The sequence below is a fragment of the Arthrobacter rhamnosi genome (assembly GCF_054510975.1).
The window spans coordinates 180,754-197,855 of the sequence record NZ_JBTNDN010000005.1 but is presented as its reverse complement, the minus strand read 5'-3'; the positions used below and the strand labels follow the sequence as shown (position 1 = coordinate 197,855).

At 70.8% G+C, this 17,102-nt stretch carries 17 protein-coding genes; 12 read left to right on the top strand and 5 right to left on the bottom strand.

Annotated elements, in window-relative coordinates:
• Positions 1 to 35 precede the first annotated feature (35 nt).
• Together ACX80J_RS12880 and ACX80J_RS12875 are read right to left on the bottom strand one after the other, a co-directional pair.
• Positions 36 to 659, bottom strand: coding sequence for an isochorismatase family protein (locus tag ACX80J_RS12880; RefSeq protein ID WP_459348041.1), 624 nt, complete (start codon positions 657 to 659; stop codon positions 36 to 38).
• Positions 656 to 1,972 (bottom strand): nicotinate phosphoribosyltransferase, encoded by a 1,317-nt coding sequence (locus ACX80J_RS12875; RefSeq protein ID WP_459348116.1) that lies wholly within the window; start codon positions 1,970 to 1,972, stop codon positions 656 to 658. The genes ACX80J_RS12880 and ACX80J_RS12875 overlap by 4 nt, the downstream gene beginning before the upstream one ends.
• Positions 1,973 to 2,097: 125 nt before the next feature.
• Here ACX80J_RS12875 and clpS point away from each other — a divergent pair, with 125 nt between their 5' ends.
• The 8 genes from clpS to ACX80J_RS12835 all read left to right on the top strand — a co-directional run bounded on the left by clpS (position 2,098) and on the right by ACX80J_RS12835 (position 7,753).
• Entirely contained in the window at positions 2,098 to 2,406 is a 309-nt protein-coding gene (gene clpS / locus ACX80J_RS12870) for an ATP-dependent Clp protease adapter ClpS (protein ID WP_459343488.1), read from the top strand.
• A 5-nt stretch (positions 2,407 to 2,411) separates the two neighbouring features.
• Positions 2,412 to 2,987 carry a DUF2017 domain-containing protein gene (locus ACX80J_RS12865; RefSeq protein ID WP_459343487.1) on the top strand — a complete coding sequence of 192 codons (576 nt, stop codon included), beginning with the start codon at positions 2,412 to 2,414 and terminating at the stop codon, positions 2,985 to 2,987.
• 105 nt (positions 2,988 to 3,092) lie between these two features.
• Entirely contained in the window at positions 3,093 to 4,004 is a 912-nt protein-coding gene (gene murI, locus ACX80J_RS12860) for a glutamate racemase (RefSeq protein ID WP_459348040.1), read from the top strand.
• Positions 4,001 to 4,798: an MBL fold metallo-hydrolase gene (locus ACX80J_RS12855; protein ID WP_459348039.1), complete on the top strand. Its 798-nt coding sequence runs from the start codon at positions 4,001 to 4,003 to the stop codon at positions 4,796 to 4,798. The genes murI and ACX80J_RS12855 overlap by 4 nt, the downstream gene beginning before the upstream one ends.
• A 74-nt stretch (positions 4,799 to 4,872) precedes the next feature.
• Positions 4,873 to 5,661: a ribonuclease PH gene (gene rph, locus ACX80J_RS12850; protein WP_459343484.1), complete on the top strand. Its 789-nt coding sequence runs from the start codon at positions 4,873 to 4,875 to the stop codon at positions 5,659 to 5,661.
• Entirely contained in the window at positions 5,654 to 6,280 is a 627-nt protein-coding gene (rdgB, locus tag ACX80J_RS12845) for an RdgB/HAM1 family non-canonical purine NTP pyrophosphatase (protein ID WP_459348038.1), read from the top strand. The genes rph and rdgB overlap by 8 nt, the downstream gene beginning before the upstream one ends.
• A gap of 118 nt (positions 6,281 to 6,398) precedes the next feature.
• A complete protein-coding gene (locus ACX80J_RS12840; RefSeq protein ID WP_459348115.1) occupies positions 6,399 to 7,079 on the top strand; it encodes a DedA family protein in 681 nt (226 codons plus the stop codon).
• The gene (locus ACX80J_RS12835) at positions 7,076 to 7,753 is read left to right on the top strand and encodes a GNAT family N-acetyltransferase (protein ID WP_459348037.1); all 678 of its coding nucleotides are present in this window, start codon (positions 7,076 to 7,078) and stop codon (positions 7,751 to 7,753) included. Before ACX80J_RS12840 ends, ACX80J_RS12835 begins: the two co-directional genes overlap by 4 nt.
• Here the strand turns inward: ACX80J_RS12835 and ACX80J_RS12830 are convergent.
• Positions 7,734 to 8,411, bottom strand: coding sequence for an HAD family hydrolase (locus tag ACX80J_RS12830; RefSeq protein WP_459348036.1), 678 nt, complete (start codon positions 8,409 to 8,411; stop codon positions 7,734 to 7,736). The genes ACX80J_RS12835 and ACX80J_RS12830 overlap by 20 nt on opposite strands.
• 93 nt (positions 8,412 to 8,504) lie before the next feature.
• Between ACX80J_RS12830 and ACX80J_RS12825 the strand changes: the two genes are divergently transcribed.
• The gene (locus tag ACX80J_RS12825) at positions 8,505 to 9,497 is read left to right on the top strand and encodes an exonuclease domain-containing protein (protein WP_459311004.1); all 993 of its coding nucleotides are present in this window, start codon (positions 8,505 to 8,507) and stop codon (positions 9,495 to 9,497) included.
• A 12-nt stretch (positions 9,498 to 9,509) separates the two neighbouring features.
• Here the strand turns inward: ACX80J_RS12825 and ACX80J_RS12820 are convergent, their stop codons facing one another.
• Both ACX80J_RS12820 and ACX80J_RS12815 read right to left on the bottom strand, forming a co-directional pair.
• Entirely contained in the window at positions 9,510 to 10,427 is a 918-nt protein-coding gene (locus ACX80J_RS12820) for an SDR family NAD(P)-dependent oxidoreductase (protein WP_459348035.1), read from the bottom strand.
• Between the two features lie 92 nt (positions 10,428 to 10,519).
• A complete protein-coding gene (locus ACX80J_RS12815; protein ID WP_459348034.1) occupies positions 10,520 to 11,626 on the bottom strand; it encodes an ADP-ribosylglycohydrolase family protein in 1,107 nt (368 codons plus the stop codon).
• 170 nt (positions 11,627 to 11,796) lie between these two features.
• Here ACX80J_RS12815 and ACX80J_RS12810 point away from each other — a divergent pair, with 170 nt between their 5' ends.
• From ACX80J_RS12810 to ACX80J_RS12800, 3 genes are all read left to right on the top strand, one after another.
• On the top strand, positions 11,797 to 12,753 hold the full coding sequence (locus ACX80J_RS12810) for an aquaporin (protein ID WP_459348033.1): 957 nt from the start codon (positions 11,797 to 11,799) through the stop codon (positions 12,751 to 12,753).
• A gap of 65 nt (positions 12,754 to 12,818) precedes the next feature.
• The gene (locus tag ACX80J_RS12805) at positions 12,819 to 13,982 is read left to right on the top strand and encodes an exonuclease SbcCD subunit D (RefSeq protein WP_459348032.1); all 1,164 of its coding nucleotides are present in this window, start codon (positions 12,819 to 12,821) and stop codon (positions 13,980 to 13,982) included.
• Positions 13,983 to 13,991: 9 nt separating this feature from the next.
• Entirely contained in the window at positions 13,992 to 17,045 is a 3,054-nt protein-coding gene (locus tag ACX80J_RS12800; protein ID WP_459348031.1) for an AAA family ATPase, read from the top strand.
• Positions 17,046 to 17,102 lie beyond the last annotated feature (57 nt).

Here is a 17,102-nt window from a genome sequence, read left to right as displayed (position 1 = left end):
TGGGAGACCAGCCCGGCCTTTCGTCGTCCGGAGAGCTAGCGCACGAGCTCGACGCCCGCGGACTCCAGTTCCTCCAGCGCGTCCTCGGACCTGTCCTCGTGCACGCCCCGGGTGAGGTTTGCCATCACGGTGACCGAGTATCCGGCCTGCAGTGCGTCCAGGGCCGTGGCGCGAACGCAGTAGTCGGTGGCGAGACCGGCGATGACGACGTCGTCGACCTCGTGGTCGCGCAGCCAGTCGTCGAGGGTCAAGGGGTCCTCGTCGACGTCCACTGCTCCGCCGCCGAGCTTCTGCTCGCCCGTCGGCACTTCGTCGTCGGGCGCCTTGACGCCCTCGAAACCGGAGTAGGCGGCCTCGAACTGTCCCTTGCGGAACACGGCGTCGATGCTCTCGGTGTCGAGGTCGCGGTGGAAGTCCGAGCCCTTCGTGTCGGCGACGCAGTGGACGGGCCAGGAGTCGATGAAGTCAGGGGTCTCGGAGAAGTGGCTGCCCGGGTCGATGTGCCAGTCCTGGGTGGCGACGATGTAGTCGTACGAGCCGGCATGCTCGTCGATGTGGTCGCTGATGTCGGCCGCCACCTGGGCTCCGCCCCGGACGGCGAGCGAGCCGCCCTCGCAGAAGTCGTTCTGCACATCCACGATGATCAGTGCGCGCGTCATGGTGCCTCCTCGTACTCGGTCGGGATGACTGGTTCGCCGCGCTGCAGGCGCCGGACGGCTCCGGGCAGCTCCGCGAGGGACTGGCGGTGGCGCTCGGCGGCGCGGACGACGCCCTCGGGCCCGGTCCACCCGGGCAGCACGACCCCGTCCCGGACGAACTCCTGCATCAGCGGCCGGTCGTTGCCGTCGTCCGCCGGGCTGATCCCGATGCCCACGACCTCCGCCTCCGCCGTGCCGTGCTCGTCCAGGCGGCGCAGCGCGTGCTTGAGCCCCCCGACCGACGCCTTGTTCGTGGCGGCCTTGGCGACGGAGACGAAGGTGCCGTCGTCGTCCTGCCGGCTCACCAGCTTGTAGACCATGCCCGCGGTCGGCGCGCCCGAGCCGGTGACGAGGGAGGTCCCGACACCGTAGGAGTCGACGGGAGCCGCGGCGAGGAGCCCGATGGCGAACTCGTCGAGGTCCGACGTCACCACGATCTTGGTGTTGTGGTTGCCGAGGTCGTCGAGGAGCTCGCGCACCCAGCGCGCCTGGGCGACGAGGTCGCCGGAATCGAGCCGGACGGCGCCGAGCTCGGGTCCCGCTACCTCGACGGCGGTCCGCACGCCCTGTTCGACGTCGTACGTGTCCACGAGCAGCGACGTTCCGCACCCCAGGGAGGCGACCTGAGCCTCGAAGGCGGCGCGCTCGGAGTCGTGCAGGAGCGTGAAGGAGTGGGCCGCGGTGCCCACGGTCGGGACCCCGTAGCGTCGTCCCGCCTCGAGGTTGGACGTGCTGGCGAACCCTCCGATGATGGCGGCGCGCGCTGCGGCGACGGCGGCTTCCTCGTGCGTGCGCCGCGAGCCCATCTCGATGCAGGGGCGGTCGGCGGCCGCGCCCGTCATGCGGGAGGCCGCGGAGGCGATGGCGCTGTCATGGTTGAGGATCGACAGGATGAGGGTCTCGAGGATGCACGCCTCGGCGAACGACGATTCCACGATGAGGATCGGGGAGTTCGGGAAGTACGCCTCGCCCTCCGCATAGCCCGAGATGGAGCCGGAGAAGCGGAAGTCGGCCAGCCAGGCGAGCGTGGCGTCATCGACGATCCGGTGGTCGCTGAGGAAACCGAGCTGCACGTCGTCGAATCGGAAGGTGGCCAGCGCCTCCAGCAGGCGCCCGGTTCCGGCGACGACCCCGTAGCGCCGGCCCGCGGGGAGGCGACGGGCGAAGGCCTCGAACACCGCGCGGCGGTGCGCGGCGCCCGAATGCAATGAGGCCTGCAGCATCGTGAGTTCGTACTGGTCCGTGAAGAGCGCACTGTTCGGCGCGTTCACCAGGGACGGCCCGGTGGCGGATGGCGGATTCGTGGTCAGGGCGTTGGTCACCCTCAAAACGATAGCCGGGCGTCCGCTGTGTGAGTACCCGCCGTCCGGGCAGGGACCGTCCACTTAGAATGGACGGTATGACAGTAGGCTTTGCGACCGGCACCGACATCCAGGAGGAGGTGCGGACGAGCGAGAAGACGGACCTCGACCAGCCCTGGGTGGTCGTCGTGTGGAACGACCCCGTGAACCTCATGAGCTACGTGAGCTTCGTCTTCCAGACCTACTTCGGCTACAGCGAGGCCAAGGCCCGCACGCTGATGCTCGAGGTCCACGAGCAGGGCCGCTCCGCCGTCGTGTCCGGCAGCCGCGAGAAGGTCGAACAGGACACCGTGGCGCTCCACTCCTACGGGCTGTGGGCCACCTTCGAGAAAGCCGGGAGCAGCTAGGCCTCATGGCGAAACACTTCAAATCGACGCGCCGCGGCATCACCGGGGCGCTGGAGCCGGGTGAGGCGCGGCTCCTGGGCGCCCTGCTCGACGACGTCATCTCGATGCTCGAACCCGAGACGGGGCCGAGCGAGGACCCGCTGGCCGCCCTCGTCGGCATGTCCGGTGCCGACGCCGACGCCACCGCACCCGACGACTCCGCCGTCCGGCGCCTCCTGCCCGACGCAGTGCGCGGCGACGACGACGAAGCCCTGGCCTTCCGCCGTCTGACCGAGCGCTCCCTGCGGGAGCAGAAGATCGGCGCGCTGCGCAGCAGCGCCCTGCTGATCGAGTCCAGCCCCATGACGCTCAACGACGAGCAGGCCCGGCTCCTCGCGCAGGCGCTGAACGATGTCCGGCTGGTCCTCGCCGACCGGCTTCGGATCGAGACGGAGGAGGACGCCGAGCGGCTCCACGACATCGCGGACTCGAAGGACGTCGACGACGTCGAGTCCTACCTCGCCCTCGTCTACAACTTCATCACCTGGCTGCAGGAATCCCTCGTGCAGGCCATGCTGAGGGCCGCCCGGCTGGAACGCTGACATCTGCCGGGGGAGCGGGGCGCAGCGTACTTCGCGCGGCCTGTGACACAACCCACGGAACGGCGGATAGTTTTACCCGGCGACACGTCATATTCTCAGAGGATCATGAGCCCAGAGCCAGCAGACACGGACCGCAGCGAAGCGCCCATCGGAATTTTCGACTCCGGCGTCGGGGGACTGACGGTCGCGCGCGCCGTGATCGACCAGCTGCCCCACGAATCGATCATGTACGTCGGTGATACGGCTCACGGTCCGTACGGCCCCCTCCCGATCGCGCAGGTGCGTGCCCACGCGCTCGGCGTCATGGACGAGCTGGTGGACTCGGGCGTGAAGCTCCTCGTCATCGCCTGCAACTCGGCGTCCGCCGCCGTGCTCCGCGATGCGCGGGAACGCTACACGGCCCGCTACGGCATCCCCGTGATCGAGGTCATCCAGCCCGCCGTCCGCCGCGCCGTCGCGTCCACGCGATCCGGCAGGATCGGCGTCATCGGTACGACGGCGACCGTCGGATCACGCGCCTACGACGACACGTTCGCAGCCGCTCCCCACCTCGACGTCACGTCCGTGGCGTGCCCGGCGTTCGTCGAGTTCGTGGAGGCCGGGATCACCGGCGGGCCCGCCCTGCTGCGGACAGCCGAGGAGTACCTCGCACCCCTGAAGGAAGCCGACGTCGACACGGTGGTCCTCGGCTGCACCCACTATCCGCTGCTGACCGGCGTCATCTCCTACGTCATGGGCGACGCCGTCACCCTCGTGTCCAGCGCGGAGGAGACGGCCAAGGACGTCTACCGCGCGCTCGTCTCGCACGGCCTCGAACGGGACAGCGCGGACCCCGCAGTGCACCGCTTCATCGCGACGGGCGACGCCGGGAGCTTCGAGGTGCTGGCGCGCCGCTTCCTCGGTCCGGAAGTCCTGAGCGTGCAGCACGTGGACCACGTCGCCGCGCAGTACCCGACGGGCAGCCTCGCCCGGATCACCCCCGAGATGATCGCCGCCGCCGGCTTCCCCCGCGCATGAAGCTGACCATCGTGGGATGCAGCGGGTCCTTTCCCGGGCCGCAGTCGCCGGCCTCCTGCTACCTCCTCAGTGCGCAGCACGAGGGCCGCACCTGGCGCGTCCTGCTCGATCTCGGCAACGGCTCGCTCGGTGCCCTGCAGCGGTACATGGACCTGCGCGAGATCGACGCCGTCTTCCTGTCCCACCTCCACCCCGACCACTGCATGGACCTGTGCGGACTCCACGTCGCCGTGCACTGGGATCCGTCGGGCTGGGGGCTGCCCCGCATCCCGGTCTGGGGACCAGCCGCGACCGCCGACAGGATGGCGAGCGCCTACGGGCTCGAACCCGACCCGGGCATGCACGAGGACTTCGACTTCCAGTCCTGGCAGAACCGCGCTCCGGTGACCGTCGGTCCGTTCACGATCACCCCGTTCCAGGTCCTCCATCCCATCGAGGAGGCGTACGCGCTGCGGGTGGAGGTGACCGAAGCGGATGCGCAGGGCGCGGTCCGCACGCATGTCCTCACCTACTCGGGCGATACCGATGCATGCGACGGACTGGTGGACGCGGCCCGCGACGCGGACGTCTTCCTCTGCGAGGCCGCTTTCCACGAGGGCCGCGACGACGGCATCTCCGGGGTCCACCTCACGGGGAAACGGGCGGGGGACGTCGCGACCAGGGCGTCCGCCAAGCGACTCCTGCTGACCCACCTCCCGGTCTGGAACGACGCGAGCCTCGCCGTGAGCGAGGCACGCCAGAGCTACGACGGCCATCTCGCCGTCGCGGTCGCGGGAGTCTCGTACACGGTGTGAATGGCGGGCCCGTGCCGGTCCGCACGCCGCGATTGCCAGCGATCTCCCATGTGCTCCCGTCTAGACTGGAAATCATGACTCCCCCGACTACACCCCTGCCGCCCTCTGCCAGCAACGCCACGCCCGTGCTGCGGGCGGATGGCAGGACGCCCGACCAGCTGCGCAACATCAGCATCACCCGCGGCTGGTCCAAGCAGGCGGAAGGCTCCGCCCTCATCGAGTTCGGCAACACGCGCGTGCTCTGCACGGCCTCCCTGACAAGCGGAGTGCCCCGCTGGCTCAAGGGCGAGGGCAAGGGCTGGGTCACCGCCGAGTACGCCATGCTTCCCCGCGCCACCAACACCCGCTCGGACCGTGAATCCGTCAAGGGCAGGATCGGCGGCAGGACGCACGAGATCTCGCGGCTGATCGGCCGCTCGCTGCGGTCGATCATCGACACGAAGGCGCTGGGGGAGAACACGATCGTGCTCGACTGCGACGTCCTGCAGGCCGACGGCGGCACCCGCACGGCAGCGATCACGGGAGCGTACGTCGCGCTCGCCGACGCCATCCGCTACGCCAAGGACAAGAAACTCATCCCGGCCTCGGCCTCCCCGCTGACGGACACGGTGGCCGCCATCAGCGTGGGGATCATCGACGGCGTCCCCATGCTCGACCTCCCGTACGTCGAGGACGTCCGCGCCGAGACGGACATGAACGTGGTCGTGACAGGGTCGGGGAAGTTCGTCGAGGTGCAGGGAACAGCGGAGGGTGCGCCCTTCGACCGGGCCGAGCTCGACGCGCTCCTGGACCTCGCCCTGCTCGGCACCGCGCAGCTCGCGCAGATCCAGATCGACACCCTCCGGGACTCCTCCGGTGCCTGAGGCTCCCCGGCTGGTCCTCGCCACCCACAACGCCGGCAAGCTGCGGGAACTGCGCGAACTGCTGCGCGGCCAGGTGCCCGGGCTCGACGTCGACACGCAGGTCGTGGATGCCGCCGCAGCAGGCGCGCCGGATGTCGTCGAGAGCGGCGTGTCCTTCGAGGAGAACGCCCTGCTCAAGGCCGAGGAGACCGCACAGGCCACGGGTCTCATCGCGGTCGCGGACGACTCCGGCCTCGCCGTCGACATCCTCGGCGGAGCGCCCGGGATCTTCTCGGCCCGGTGGGCCGGGAGGCACGGCGACGACACCGCCAACCTCGAACTCCTCCTGGCGCAGCTCTCGGACATCCCGGCCGGGCGGCGGGGAGCAGCATTCGTCTGTGCTGCGGCCCTCGCGGTACCGGGCGACCCGGCCGCACGGCGTGCCGAGCGGGGTGAGCTCCGGGGCTCGCTGCTGACGGCGCCCCGCGGAACCGGAGGCTTCGGGTACGATCCCATCCTCGTGCCGGAAGGGCTCGACCGGAGCTGCGCCGAACTCGCGCCCGACGAGAAGAACGCCATCAGCCACCGCGGTATCGCGTTCCGGGCACTGCTTCCGCACCTCATCGACGCGCTCTCCTGACTGCACCGCTGCGGACCCGGCGTCGCCGCCGGGCCCGCAGGCACGAACCACCGAAGACAAGCCAGTACCGAACGTCCAGCAGGACACCATGAGAGGGACGGGTACCACCGTGAGCATCATCCAGACAGTCCAGGCGATCCAGGTCGCAACGGCGACCACGACGTCGGACGGCTCCGCCCTCGGCAGTGTCACGGACTGGGCGGTGAACCTGATGGAGACCATCGGTGCTCCCGGTGCGGGGCTCGCCATCGCCCTCGAGAACCTCTTCCCCCCGCTCCCGAGCGAGGTCATCCTTCCCCTCGCCGGATTCACAGCGAGTCGCGGCAACTTCTCGCTGTTCGAGGCCATCCTGTGGACCACCCTCGGCTCGGTCGTGGGCGCGTACGCGCTGTACGTCCTCGGCGCATGGCTCGGGCGCGACCGCATGCGGCGGCTCGTCTCCAGGGTGCCCCTCATCGACCTCGAGGACGTCGACAAGGTCGAGGCGTGGTTCAACCGGCACGGCTACCGGGCCGTGTTCTTCGGGAGGATGATCCCGCTCTTCCGGAGCCTCATCTCGATCCCGGCCGGGATCGAGCGCATGCCGCTGGGCAAGTTCCTGCTGCTCACCACGGCGGGCAGCCTGATCTGGAACACCATCTTCGTCCTGGCGGGCTTCTACCTCGGCGAGAACTGGCACGTCGTCGAGCAGTACGCGAACACCTTCCAGAAGATCGTGATCGTCGCCGTCATCCTGTTCGCCGCCTACTTCGTCTTCTCCAAGATCCGCAAGCACCGGGCGAAGAGAAGGGTGCAGTGACCGGAACGCCCGGAACGCAGGACCCGCTGGTGCGGGTCTGGCCGCTGTTCGGCCTGGTCATCACCACACCCCGCCTCGTCCTGACGCCGGTGCGGGACGAGCACCTGCCGGGCCTGGTCGACGCGGTGCTCGCCGGTGTCCATGACCCTGCGAAGATGCCCTTCAGCATCCCGTGGACCGACGCCCCGCGGGACGTCCTGGTCACCGAGACGGCGAGGCACCAGTGGCGCGTCCGGGCGGGAGTCACCGCCGCCGACTGGACACTCAACTTCGCCGTGCTTCACGAGGAGCGCGTGATCGGCGTCCAGGACCTCGCGGCCCGCTCGTTCCCGGTGCTGCGCCGCGTCCGCTCGGGCTCCTGGCTCACGCGGTCGTTCCAGGGGCAGGGCTTCGGCACCGAGATGCGTGCGGCGGCGCTGCAGTTTGCGTTCGACCACCTCGGCGCGACGTCGGCGACCTCGGAGGCCGCGGACTGGAACCGGGCATCGCTCGGGGTGTCACGCCGCCTCGGCTACCTCCCGAACGGTACCTCCCTGGTGGAAGCCCGCCACGGCGAGGTGCAGGTGCAGCAGAACGTCCTGCTCGTCCGTGAGGACTTCGTGCGGCCGGACTGGACCGCCGAAGTGCAGGGTGCCGAGGCAGCGCTCGCCTTCCTCACTCCGGGCCCCGACTGACCGCTGGTCCGGATGCCTGCGCCGCGTCGTGCAGCCCCGTGCCGGACGCCGCGGGCGAGGCGAGCAGGCGGGAGAGGTCGGACGCCGGGTCGAAGAGCCGTGCGTCGATCCCCAGCGAGCGCGCGGCGGCGATGTTCACCGGTGAGTCGTCGAGGAAGGTGACGAGCCCCGGTTCCACCGCGAGTTCGGTCAGCACGTGGTCGAAGATGGCGGTCGACGGCTTGACGAGCCGCAGCGACGAGCTGAAGAAGCGGTGGCGGAACAGCGGGACCCATGGCGCGGAGGCGAACTGGGACACCATGGGCGCCGGCATGTTCGAGAGCAGCGCCAGGCGCTCGCCCCGGGCGTCGAGATCCTCGAGGACGTCCAGTGTCTCGAGGTTCAGGTGCGACCACTGGTTGCCGTCGAGGATGTCCAGCCACGCCGCCCTCACCGGTCCTGTGGGTTCTGCGCGGACGAGGGACCAGTACTCGTCGGAGGTGAGCGCCCCGGCGTCGAAGGCATGGCGGTGCTGCCAGTAGCCCGAGGTCGGGGCCGCCAGGTCCGGCACCCCGGTCGCCTCCGTGAGCGCCTCCCAGTCGGAGGGCGTGGGGGCGGTGGAGATCACGTTGCCGTAGTCGAAGAGGAACCACCGGCGGGAGCTGTCATTACGGGCCATGGTTCAGCGTAGGACCCCCTGCCGCCGGGCCGCGCGGGGTTCCCGGTTAACGTTGCGTGAACGCATGCAACGAGCGGCGGTAAACTGGGAGACGTGGGAATAGCGTTCACGGCCATCGACTTCGAGACTGCGAATGGCTTTCGCGGCTCCCCGTGCGCCGTCGGGCTGACCAAGGTCAGGGACGGCCGGATCGTGGAAGAGGCATCCTGGCTGATGCGTCCGCCCGTAGGGCACGACCACTTCGACTCCCGCAACATCGCCATCCACGGCATCACCTCCGGCATGGTCGAGGACGCCCCCCGCTTCGGGGAGCTGTTTCCCGAGATCGGCGGCTTCATCGGATCGGACGTCCTGGTCGCGCACAATGCGGCCTTCGACCTCGGCGTGATCCGGTCCGCACTCGAGGTGTCCGCGCTCGCGGGTCCGGCCTGGGACTACGCCTGCACCGTCGTGCTCGCGCGTAAGAGCTACTCGCTGCCCTCCTACTCGCTCCCGTTCGTCGCGGAGGCCGCGGGAGTACCGCTCCTGAACCATCACGACGCCGTCGAGGACGCGCGTGCGTGCGCAGGGATCATGATCGATATCGCCCGCCGGTACGACGCGCCGACCGTGGAGGACGCCCTCGGCTGCCACAACCTCCCGCTGTCGCGGGCGGAGCCGTACGCTCCGGGCGTGGACGAACTGTCGAAGGCGACGCGGACGGCGCTCGGGCGCGGCTCGTCGCCGACGGGCTGGTCCGGCTGGCCGGAAGAGGGCGAGAATCCGCATGCCAATGCGCAGGCGGATCCGCGGCATCCGCTCTACGGGCAGACCGTCGTCTTCACCGGGAACCTCGGCATCTCCCGTCCGCAGGCGAAGGAACGCGCCGCGAGCCTGGGAGCGCAACCGGCGAGTGCCGTCACCCGCCGGACCACCGTACTGGTGGTGGGCGACGGCTTCGTCGCCTCGGATCTGCGCAATGGGCGCGTGACCGGCAAGGCCCGCCGCGTCCTGGAGCTCCATGAGCGGGGCCAGGCGATCGAGGTCCTCTCCGAGGCCGAGTTCCTGCAGATGACCGGCGGCCGGTGGCCAGCCGACAGCCAGTAGCGGCTCGCCCGGCTACGGGAAACGGAGCCGTATCCCGGTGAGGTCGGCCGACAGGTCGATGAGCCGTGACGCCGCGTTGCTCTCGCGCGCATGGGGCTTCGCGGGGACGAGCGCGGGGCGGCCCCTGAGCTGGAACCAGCCGTCGGGCCCGCAATAGGCGCCGTTCGGGATGTCGGGGTCGACCGTCGCCCGCACGAGCGGCCAGGCGCCGTCGTCCTTGCCCTGTGCAACCGGCTCCATCACGCGCCGCCTCCACCGGGGTGCCTCCCTGTGCGTGGCGACTCCGGGCCGATCCGGCGTGAACATGCTGAGGGCGAGACCGGGATGGGCGACCACGCTCGTCGCCGCGCTGCCGGTCAGTTGGAGGCGCCGAGCGAGTTCGAAGCCGAACGCCATCACAGCGAGTTTCGACGTCGCGTAGGCGCTCGCATTGCGGTACGACGACGGCTGGAGGGACGACGGCGTCAGGCGCGCCCAGCGGTGGCTGATGCTGCCGAGATGGACGATCCTCGTCCCGGCGGCGCTCAGCTCCGGCAGGAGGAGTGCGATCAGGGCGTAGTGGCCCAGATGGTTGGTGCCGAACTGCAACTCGAAACCGTCCGCGGTCGAACGCCGCTGCGGCGATCCGACCACTCCTGCGTTGGCGAGCAGTCCGGACAGGGGTGGGCCCGCCGCGATCGTCCCTGCGGCCGCCCGGACCGACGCCAGGTCGGCCAGGTCGAGGGGCTGGAACGTGACGTCGGCATCGGGATGCCGGCTGTGGATGGCCCTGATGGCGCGCCGTGCCCTGTCCTCACTGCGCGCTGCCAGAAGAACGGCCGCACCGGCGCCGGCGAGCTGTTCGCAGGCGAAGTAGCCGAGCCCGGCGGTGCCGCCCGTCACGAGGATGCGTCGGCCGGACAGCAGGGGGAGGTCGGCGGGATTCCACATGGGCTCCAGCGTAGGCCGTCCCCGCAGCCCGGCCGCGCCCTCGATTCCCACCGTTCCGGCTGCGGCGGTATGCCGGTGTTCCGGAGCCCGGGTCAGGAGCCCGTGGTCGCGGCGAGCAGGGTGCGCGCCATCGTGCGGACGACCTCGGCCACCCCGGGTGCGGTCAGGTAGGCGGGTGGAAGGGCCGCAGTGCCATGGAGCGCACCGACGATGCCTCCAGCGAGCGACGCGGCGATGACGGGAGACGCATCGGGGCGGCCCGCGGCGGCGGCGTGGGCCAGCGCTGCCGCCAGGTGCTCCCGGGGGGACGAGCCCGCGGTCTCGCGCACGGCCTGCAGGGCCGCCTCGAAGGTTCCCGCCGCCGTCGTCACCCCGGCCGTTGTTCCCCCGGCCGTCGTCCCACCGGGTGGCATCCCGCCGGCAGCCTGCGACGGTACCGCGCCTCCGGCCGAGACGCCCGCGGCGGCATCGTGCCCCGCCTCGTTCGCCAGGTGGTTCTCCTCCCGGCGCACGGCACGAACGGCCTCGTCGAGGTCGCGGCCCTCGATGGTGAGGGAACGGATGATGCCGCTGAACAGGGCTGCCGTACCCTTCGCGGCGGGGGACCCGTGCGTCAGGGCAGCGGCATCGACGGTGAGGCGCTCGACCATGCCCGCCGGGATGCGGGGGACCAGGCCGAACGGGGCCGATCGCATCAGCGCCCCCGGTCCCTGGGCCTCGGGATTCAGCGGCCGGGCCTGCGTTCCCATCGCGCCGGTGAGCAGGGCGCGTACGGTGTCGGCATCGGCGTCGTGCACGGCCAGGAGGTCGTCCTGTCGATCCAGCCATCTCGCCGGCGGCGCAGGTGCGGCGGGTGGAAGGTGCTCGCCCTGCCGCACGAGCCAGCGGAGGTAGGCGAGCCACAGGCACGCCGTCTCGTCGGCGGCGACCCCGTCGTTCGCCCATTCGAGTGCCTCGACGAGGCCGTCGACGGTGTACAGGGTGAGCTGGGTCGCGGCGGACACGGCCATCGCTGCTGGGTCATCGAGGGCGGCGGCCGGATCGTCGCCCGCCGCATAGAGCACGCCGTACGCGTCACCCGCCATCGTGCCGAGGAGGCAGCCGAGGACCCTGTCCTCGTACACGTCCGCCGGGGTGTCCCCGGTGCCGGAGCCGGTACTTGAGTCGGTGCTGGAGCCGGTGCTGCTGTCAGTCGTCACCTCTCCAGTCTATGGAGGGGTTGCCCGCCCGCCGGCACGGCTCTCCGCGCGCACTGCTCCTTGCGCGCACTGCTCCTCCCAGCCGGCATGCAGGCTAGGATGGAAGGCTTGTCGGCGGCCCGGTGCACCACCGGACAGTTTCCCAGGCACGACCGAAGGATTGCGTACTCATGACCCCCACCACGACGGCCGGAGCGACGGCAGACACCGCCTCCACGACCACGTACGACGACGCGGTGCGCGCCCCCGGGCTCGCGGCACGCTCGATCGCCGAGGGGGCCGGCTCGTTCCTCGTCATCCTCGCCGGGCTCGGCGCGACGATGCTGGCCACGGAGACGGCCCTGCAGCCCGCGCTCGTCTTCGGCTTCGCCGTCGTCGCCGCGATGATCGCCTTCGGCTACGTCTCCGGAGGCCATTTCAACCCGGCCATCACCGTGGGCTCCGCCGTCGCCGGACGGACCGACTGGAAGTCGGTGGCCCCGTACGTCGTGGCGCAGGTACTCGGAGCCGTCGCCGCCTCGGGACTGATCTGGCTGGTGCTCAGCGCCAACGCGCAGCTCACCAACATCCAGGGGTTCTTCAGTTCGGCCTCCAACGGTTTCGGCGATCACTCCGCCGCCCAGTTCCCCCTGACCAGCGCCTTCCTGCTCGAGGTCGTCGCGTCGGCACTCCTCGTCGCCGTGTTCCTCGGGGCGGGCTCGCCCCGTGCGAGGCGCGACCTCGCGCCGTTCGCCGTCGGCCTGACCTACGCCGGCCTGCTCTCCTTCCTCCTGCCCGTCACCAACGGCGGCATCAATCCCGTCCGGGCCACGGCCTCGGCGATCTTCGCAGAGACCTGGGCCCTCGAGCAGCTGTGGCTGTTCTGGGCCGCGCCGATCGTCGGAGCGCTGATCGCGGGACTGATCTTCCGCAGCGTCGATACCCGGCGTCCCGCGCGCGCCTCCACGCAGGTCCTCGCGGGGGAGGCTCCCGCCTCCGGCGACGTGATCACCCAGGAGACCGGGCAGGAGACCGGGCCGGCGGCCGCGCAACCTTCCCGTGATGCCCCATCCTTCTTCGACCAGCCGGCATCGCATGGGCGCGAAGCATCGTCCGATGCTTCCGGAACGTCCGGACCGGTGCGCTAGCCCATTTCGGGGCCCGCCGCGCGCTGATTGAGGGAATGTCGGCGTGCGGCGGTAGCGTGAAAATCATGAGGATCCTCCACACCTCCGACTGGCATCTGGGACGCTCCTTCCACGGGACGGGCACCCTCGATGCCCAGCGGATCTTCCTCGACAACCTCGAGAAGACCGTGCGTGAGGAAGCCGTCGACGTCGTGGTGGTCGCCGGGGACGTCTACGACCGCGCGCTGCCCGCCGTCGACGTCGTCGCACTCTTCGACGAGGCGCTGGACCGGCTGACGGTCGCGGGTGCCCACGTGGTCATCAGCAGCGGGAACCACGACTCGGCGACCCGGCTCGGTTTCGGTGGACGCATCCTCTCCCGCGGCGGAGTCCACCTCAGGACGCGCATCGAGGACATCGGCACCCCTGTGACCTTCTCCCTCGGCGAGGATGCCGAACTCGCGATCTACGGCGTGCCCTACCTCGAGCCACGCGTCGTCGCGGAGGTCCTGAAGGCGGATGGCAGCACGCACACGGCCGTGACGCGCGCTGCCCTCGACCGGATCCGCGAGGACCTCGACGACCGGCGGGCGGATCGGCGGGTCGTCTCGATCGTCCTGGCGCACACCTTCGCCGCCGGCGGGACCGGCTCGGACAGTGAGCGTGACCTCGCGATCGGCGGACTGGGGTCCGTCCCGCTCTCCCTCTTCGAGGGGTTCGACTACAGCGCCCTGGGGCACCTGCACGGCAGGCAGAAGCTCTCGGAGACCGTGCGCTACTCCGGGTCGCCCCTTGCGTACTCCTTCTCCGAGGTGAACCAGAACAAGGGCGCCTGGCTCCTCGAGGTGACCGCGGACGGGGTGGGGGAGATCCGCGCCGTGGAGTGGCCGGCACCGCGCGAGCTCGCCGTTCTCGCCGGGACGCTCGAGGACCTGCTGAGCCGCGAGGACCTCGACTGGGCCGCGGCGGCGTACTGCCACATCACCCTCACCGACAGCGAGCGCCCGGCCCGCGCGATGGAGCGCCTGAGGACGCGGTTCCCCGACACCCTCGTGCTCGTCTTCGCACCGGAGGGCGGGAACCGGGAGGACACCCGGACGTACAGCCAGCGCATCGCCGAGGCGCGGGACGATGCCGACATCTGCTGCGGCTTCCTGGAACACGTCCGCGGACGGAAGGCCTCACCCGAGGAGCATGCCCTGGTTCGGTCGACGGTGGACGCGGCCCTGAGCCTCGCCCACGAACGCTAGGACCGGCCCATGAGACTCCACCAGCTCGAGATCCAGGCCTTCGGGCCGTTCGCCGACCGGCAGAGCGTCGACTTCGATGCGCTGTCGAGCCAGGGATTGTTCCTCCTCAACGGCCCCACCGGGGCCGGGAAGTCGAGCGTGCTCGACGCCGTGTGCTTCGCGCTCTACGGTTCGGTCCCGGGCGCGCGCCAGGCGGCCAAGAGGCTCCGCAGCGACCATGCGGCTGAATCCGTTGCACCGGAGGTCGCCCTCGAGTTCTCCGTAGCGGAGCGCCGCTTCCGCGTCGTGCGGTCCCCCGCCTGGGACAGGCCCGCGCGGCGGGGGAGTGGCACCACCACCGAACAGGCACGCACCCTCCTGAGCGAACGGATCGGGACCGAGTGGGTGCAGAAGTCCGCACGCAACGACGAGGCCGGTCTCGAACTGCAGTCCTTGCTCGGCATGGACAAGGAACAGTTCACCAAGGTGGTCATGCTGCCCCAGGGTGAGTTCGCCGCCTTCCTGCGGGCGGACGCGAAGCCACGGCGGGAACTCCTGCAGAGGCTGTTCTCCACGACGCGCTTCGAGGACCTCGAGCGACTGTTCGCCGAGGAGAGCCAGCGGGCGGCGCGGGGCCTCGCGGAGCAGGAGGCGAGGCAACGGCACCTCTTCCTGCGGGCGGTCGACGAGGCCGGCCGCCATGACCTGGGGACGGCGGACACCGGCATCGATCCGGAGTCCTCGGAGGACTGGGCGACGTCGCTGCAGGCACTGACCGCGGCCCTCACGGACCGCAGGGACGCAGCAGTGCTGGCGAGCACCGAACTCGCGGAGCGGAGCGCGCTCGCGGACGGCTCGCTGGCGGCGCTGCGGCAGCGGCGGAGCCGCGCCGAAGCCCTCGCGGAGGTGCGGAAGCAGCAGCAGGACCATGACCACCGCGAGGACGAGATCGCGCGGCTGGTGGAGCTGGCCGGCCGCCACGACCAGGCGCAGGGACTCGCTGCCCTGCTCCGCCTGGAGGACGAGGGAGCCGCAGCGGTCGACGGCGCCCGCGCCCGGTACGGGAAGGCCCTTCGCCGCCTGCAGGACAACACCGCATCCGCCGAGTACCTCGACGCCGGCCTCGATTCCCAGGACGAGGTACCACGTGACGTGCTGAGCAGCGGTTGTGCGGCGTCATCGTCCGCGCTGGGAGTCCTCCGTGCGGCGCTGCCCGATGAGCAGCGGCTGCTCGACGTCCGTGCCGAGCTCGATGCCCGGACCACGGACGTCGCCGCCCTCGACGAACGGATCGAGCGCGCCGGCGAGACCATCAGCGTCCTGCAACGCCGGCGTATCGCCGATGCGGAGGGCCTGGTGTCCCTGCGTGAGGCAGCGGACGGCGTCGCGCACCTGCGCGCAGACCTTGCTGCAGCAGTCGCCGCGGAGGAGACGGTTGAGCACTATCGTGCGTCCGAGAAGCGTCGTGCCGCAGCCGATGCGGAGCATGCCGCGGCGTCGGAGCGTTTCCTGGCGCTGAAGGAGGAGTGGCTCGCCAAGCTGCAGCTCCGGCTCGAGCAGGCTGCGGAGGAACTCGCCGAACAACTGGTGGACGGCCGGCCGTGCCCGGTGTGCGGCAGCGCCGAGCATCCGGCCCCGGTGACGTCCCCGGGCGGCGATCGGATCACCCTGGACGAGGAACAGGCTGCACGCCGGCTGCAGGCGGACGCCGAACGGGCTCTGCACGAGGCCCGGGAGGTGCGGGACCGGGCGCGCCTCGAGGCGGCGGAACTCGCTGCCCGCGGTGGGGAGCTGGCTCCGGAGGAGGCAGCCGCGTCGACGCGGGCGGCACGCGGCAGGCTGGAGGATGCCGAGGCAGCGCACGCCGAGTGCGTAGCCGTCGAGGAGCGCCTGCGCCGTGCCACCGAGGAGGAGGAGCGGACGCGCGCGGAGTGGAACTCCCTGCGCGAGGAACGTACCGCGGCCGACGCGCGACGGCTCTCGCTGCTGGACCAGGACCGAGTGCTCGCGCTGCGGCTTTCCGGACTGCAGGCGGCCGCGCCGTCGCTGGGAGCGCGCATCGAGGAGGTGCAGCAGGCCTACTACGACTTCGAAGCGGTCCGCGATGCCCTCGATGCCCTCGTGCAGGCATCGGCACGCCACGAGGACAACCGACGGCGCGTCGAGGAGGCGCTGCTCGACACCCCGTTCGCATCGGCGGACGAGGCACGCGCCGCGCTCCTGCCGGACGATCGCCATGCACGCGTCGTGCAGGAGGTGAAGGACCATGAGGTCCGCGGACACCGCCTCGACGCTGCGTGGGACGACGACCGTGTCCGGGAAGGGCTGCGCGAGGAGCAGGACGGCGTCGAGCCGCCCTCCGACGAGGACGAACGCGTCGCCGGTGCTGCCGCCGACGAGCTCCGGGGGCGTGCACAGCGGGCCGGTGTCAGCGCCGAGGTGCTCGGACACTCGGTCGCACAGCTCGAGGGGTACGCGCTCCAGCTCGCGCAGCTCGAGCAGGAGATCGCGCCGGTGCGCGACCGGACGCGGCTCGCCGCGGCCGTGGCGGACACAGCCCGCGGGGGAGGGGAGAACCTGTACAAGATGTCCCTCGCCACCTACGTCCTCGCCTCGCGCCTCGAGCAGGTGGCCGCTGCTGCCACCGAGCGGCTGCTGCAGATGTCCGACGGCCGGTATGCGCTGGTGCACAGCGACGCCACCGCGGGCAACAAGCGTTCTGGCCTCGGCCTGAACGTGATCGACGGCTGGACGGGAAACCGGAGGGACACCTCGACGCTGTCCGGCGGGGAGTCCTTCATGGCGTCCCTCGCGCTCGCCCTCGGACTCGCCGACGTGGTGCAGCAGGAAGCGGGAGGCCTCGACATCGAGACCCTCTTCGTCGACGAAGGGTTCGGGTCGCTGGACGACCAGGCGCTCGAGCAGGTCATGGATGCGCTCGAGGGCCTGCGGAGCGGCGGGCGCGTGGTGGGACTGGTCAGCCACGTACCCGAACTGAAGCAGCGCGTGAGCGCACAACTGCAAGTCGTGAAGGGCCGCCAGGGCTCCAGCCTCCGCTATGTGGAGCAGCCCGCCAGCGTGTAAAATCGTCGGGTTACCGGGTCGGGCGCATCGGGAGGGGGGACGATGCGCGTTCGATGC

What these genes read in the sequence shown, in the direction of transcription:
- ACX80J_RS12855 (WP_459348039.1), top strand. Translation starts at nt 4,001, where the DNA reads ATGAAGCTGACCATCGTGGGATGCAGCGGGTCCTTTCCCGGGCCGCAG.
- ACX80J_RS12865 (WP_459343487.1), top strand. Translation starts at nt 2,412, where the DNA reads ATGGCGAAACACTTCAAATCGACGCGCCGCGGCATCACCGGGGCGCTG.
- ACX80J_RS12820 (WP_459348035.1), bottom strand. Translation starts at nt 10,427, where the DNA reads ATGTGGAATCCCGCCGACCTCCCCCTGCTGTCCGGCCGACGCATCCTC.
- murI (WP_459348040.1), top strand. Translation starts at nt 3,093, where the DNA reads ATGAGCCCAGAGCCAGCAGACACGGACCGCAGCGAAGCGCCCATCGGA.
- ACX80J_RS12810 (WP_459348033.1), top strand. Translation starts at nt 11,797, where the DNA reads ATGACCCCCACCACGACGGCCGGAGCGACGGCAGACACCGCCTCCACG.
- rph (WP_459343484.1), top strand. Translation starts at nt 4,873, where the DNA reads ATGACTCCCCCGACTACACCCCTGCCGCCCTCTGCCAGCAACGCCACG.
- ACX80J_RS12830 (WP_459348036.1), bottom strand. Translation starts at nt 8,411, where the DNA reads ATGGCCCGTAATGACAGCTCCCGCCGGTGGTTCCTCTTCGACTACGGC.
- ACX80J_RS12805 (WP_459348032.1), top strand. Translation starts at nt 12,819, where the DNA reads ATGAGGATCCTCCACACCTCCGACTGGCATCTGGGACGCTCCTTCCAC.
- ACX80J_RS12880 (WP_459348041.1), bottom strand. Translation starts at nt 659, where the DNA reads ATGACGCGCGCACTGATCATCGTGGATGTGCAGAACGACTTCTGCGAG.
- ACX80J_RS12800 (WP_459348031.1), top strand. Translation starts at nt 13,992, where the DNA reads ATGAGACTCCACCAGCTCGAGATCCAGGCCTTCGGGCCGTTCGCCGAC.
- clpS (WP_459343488.1), top strand. Translation starts at nt 2,098, where the DNA reads ATGACAGTAGGCTTTGCGACCGGCACCGACATCCAGGAGGAGGTGCGG.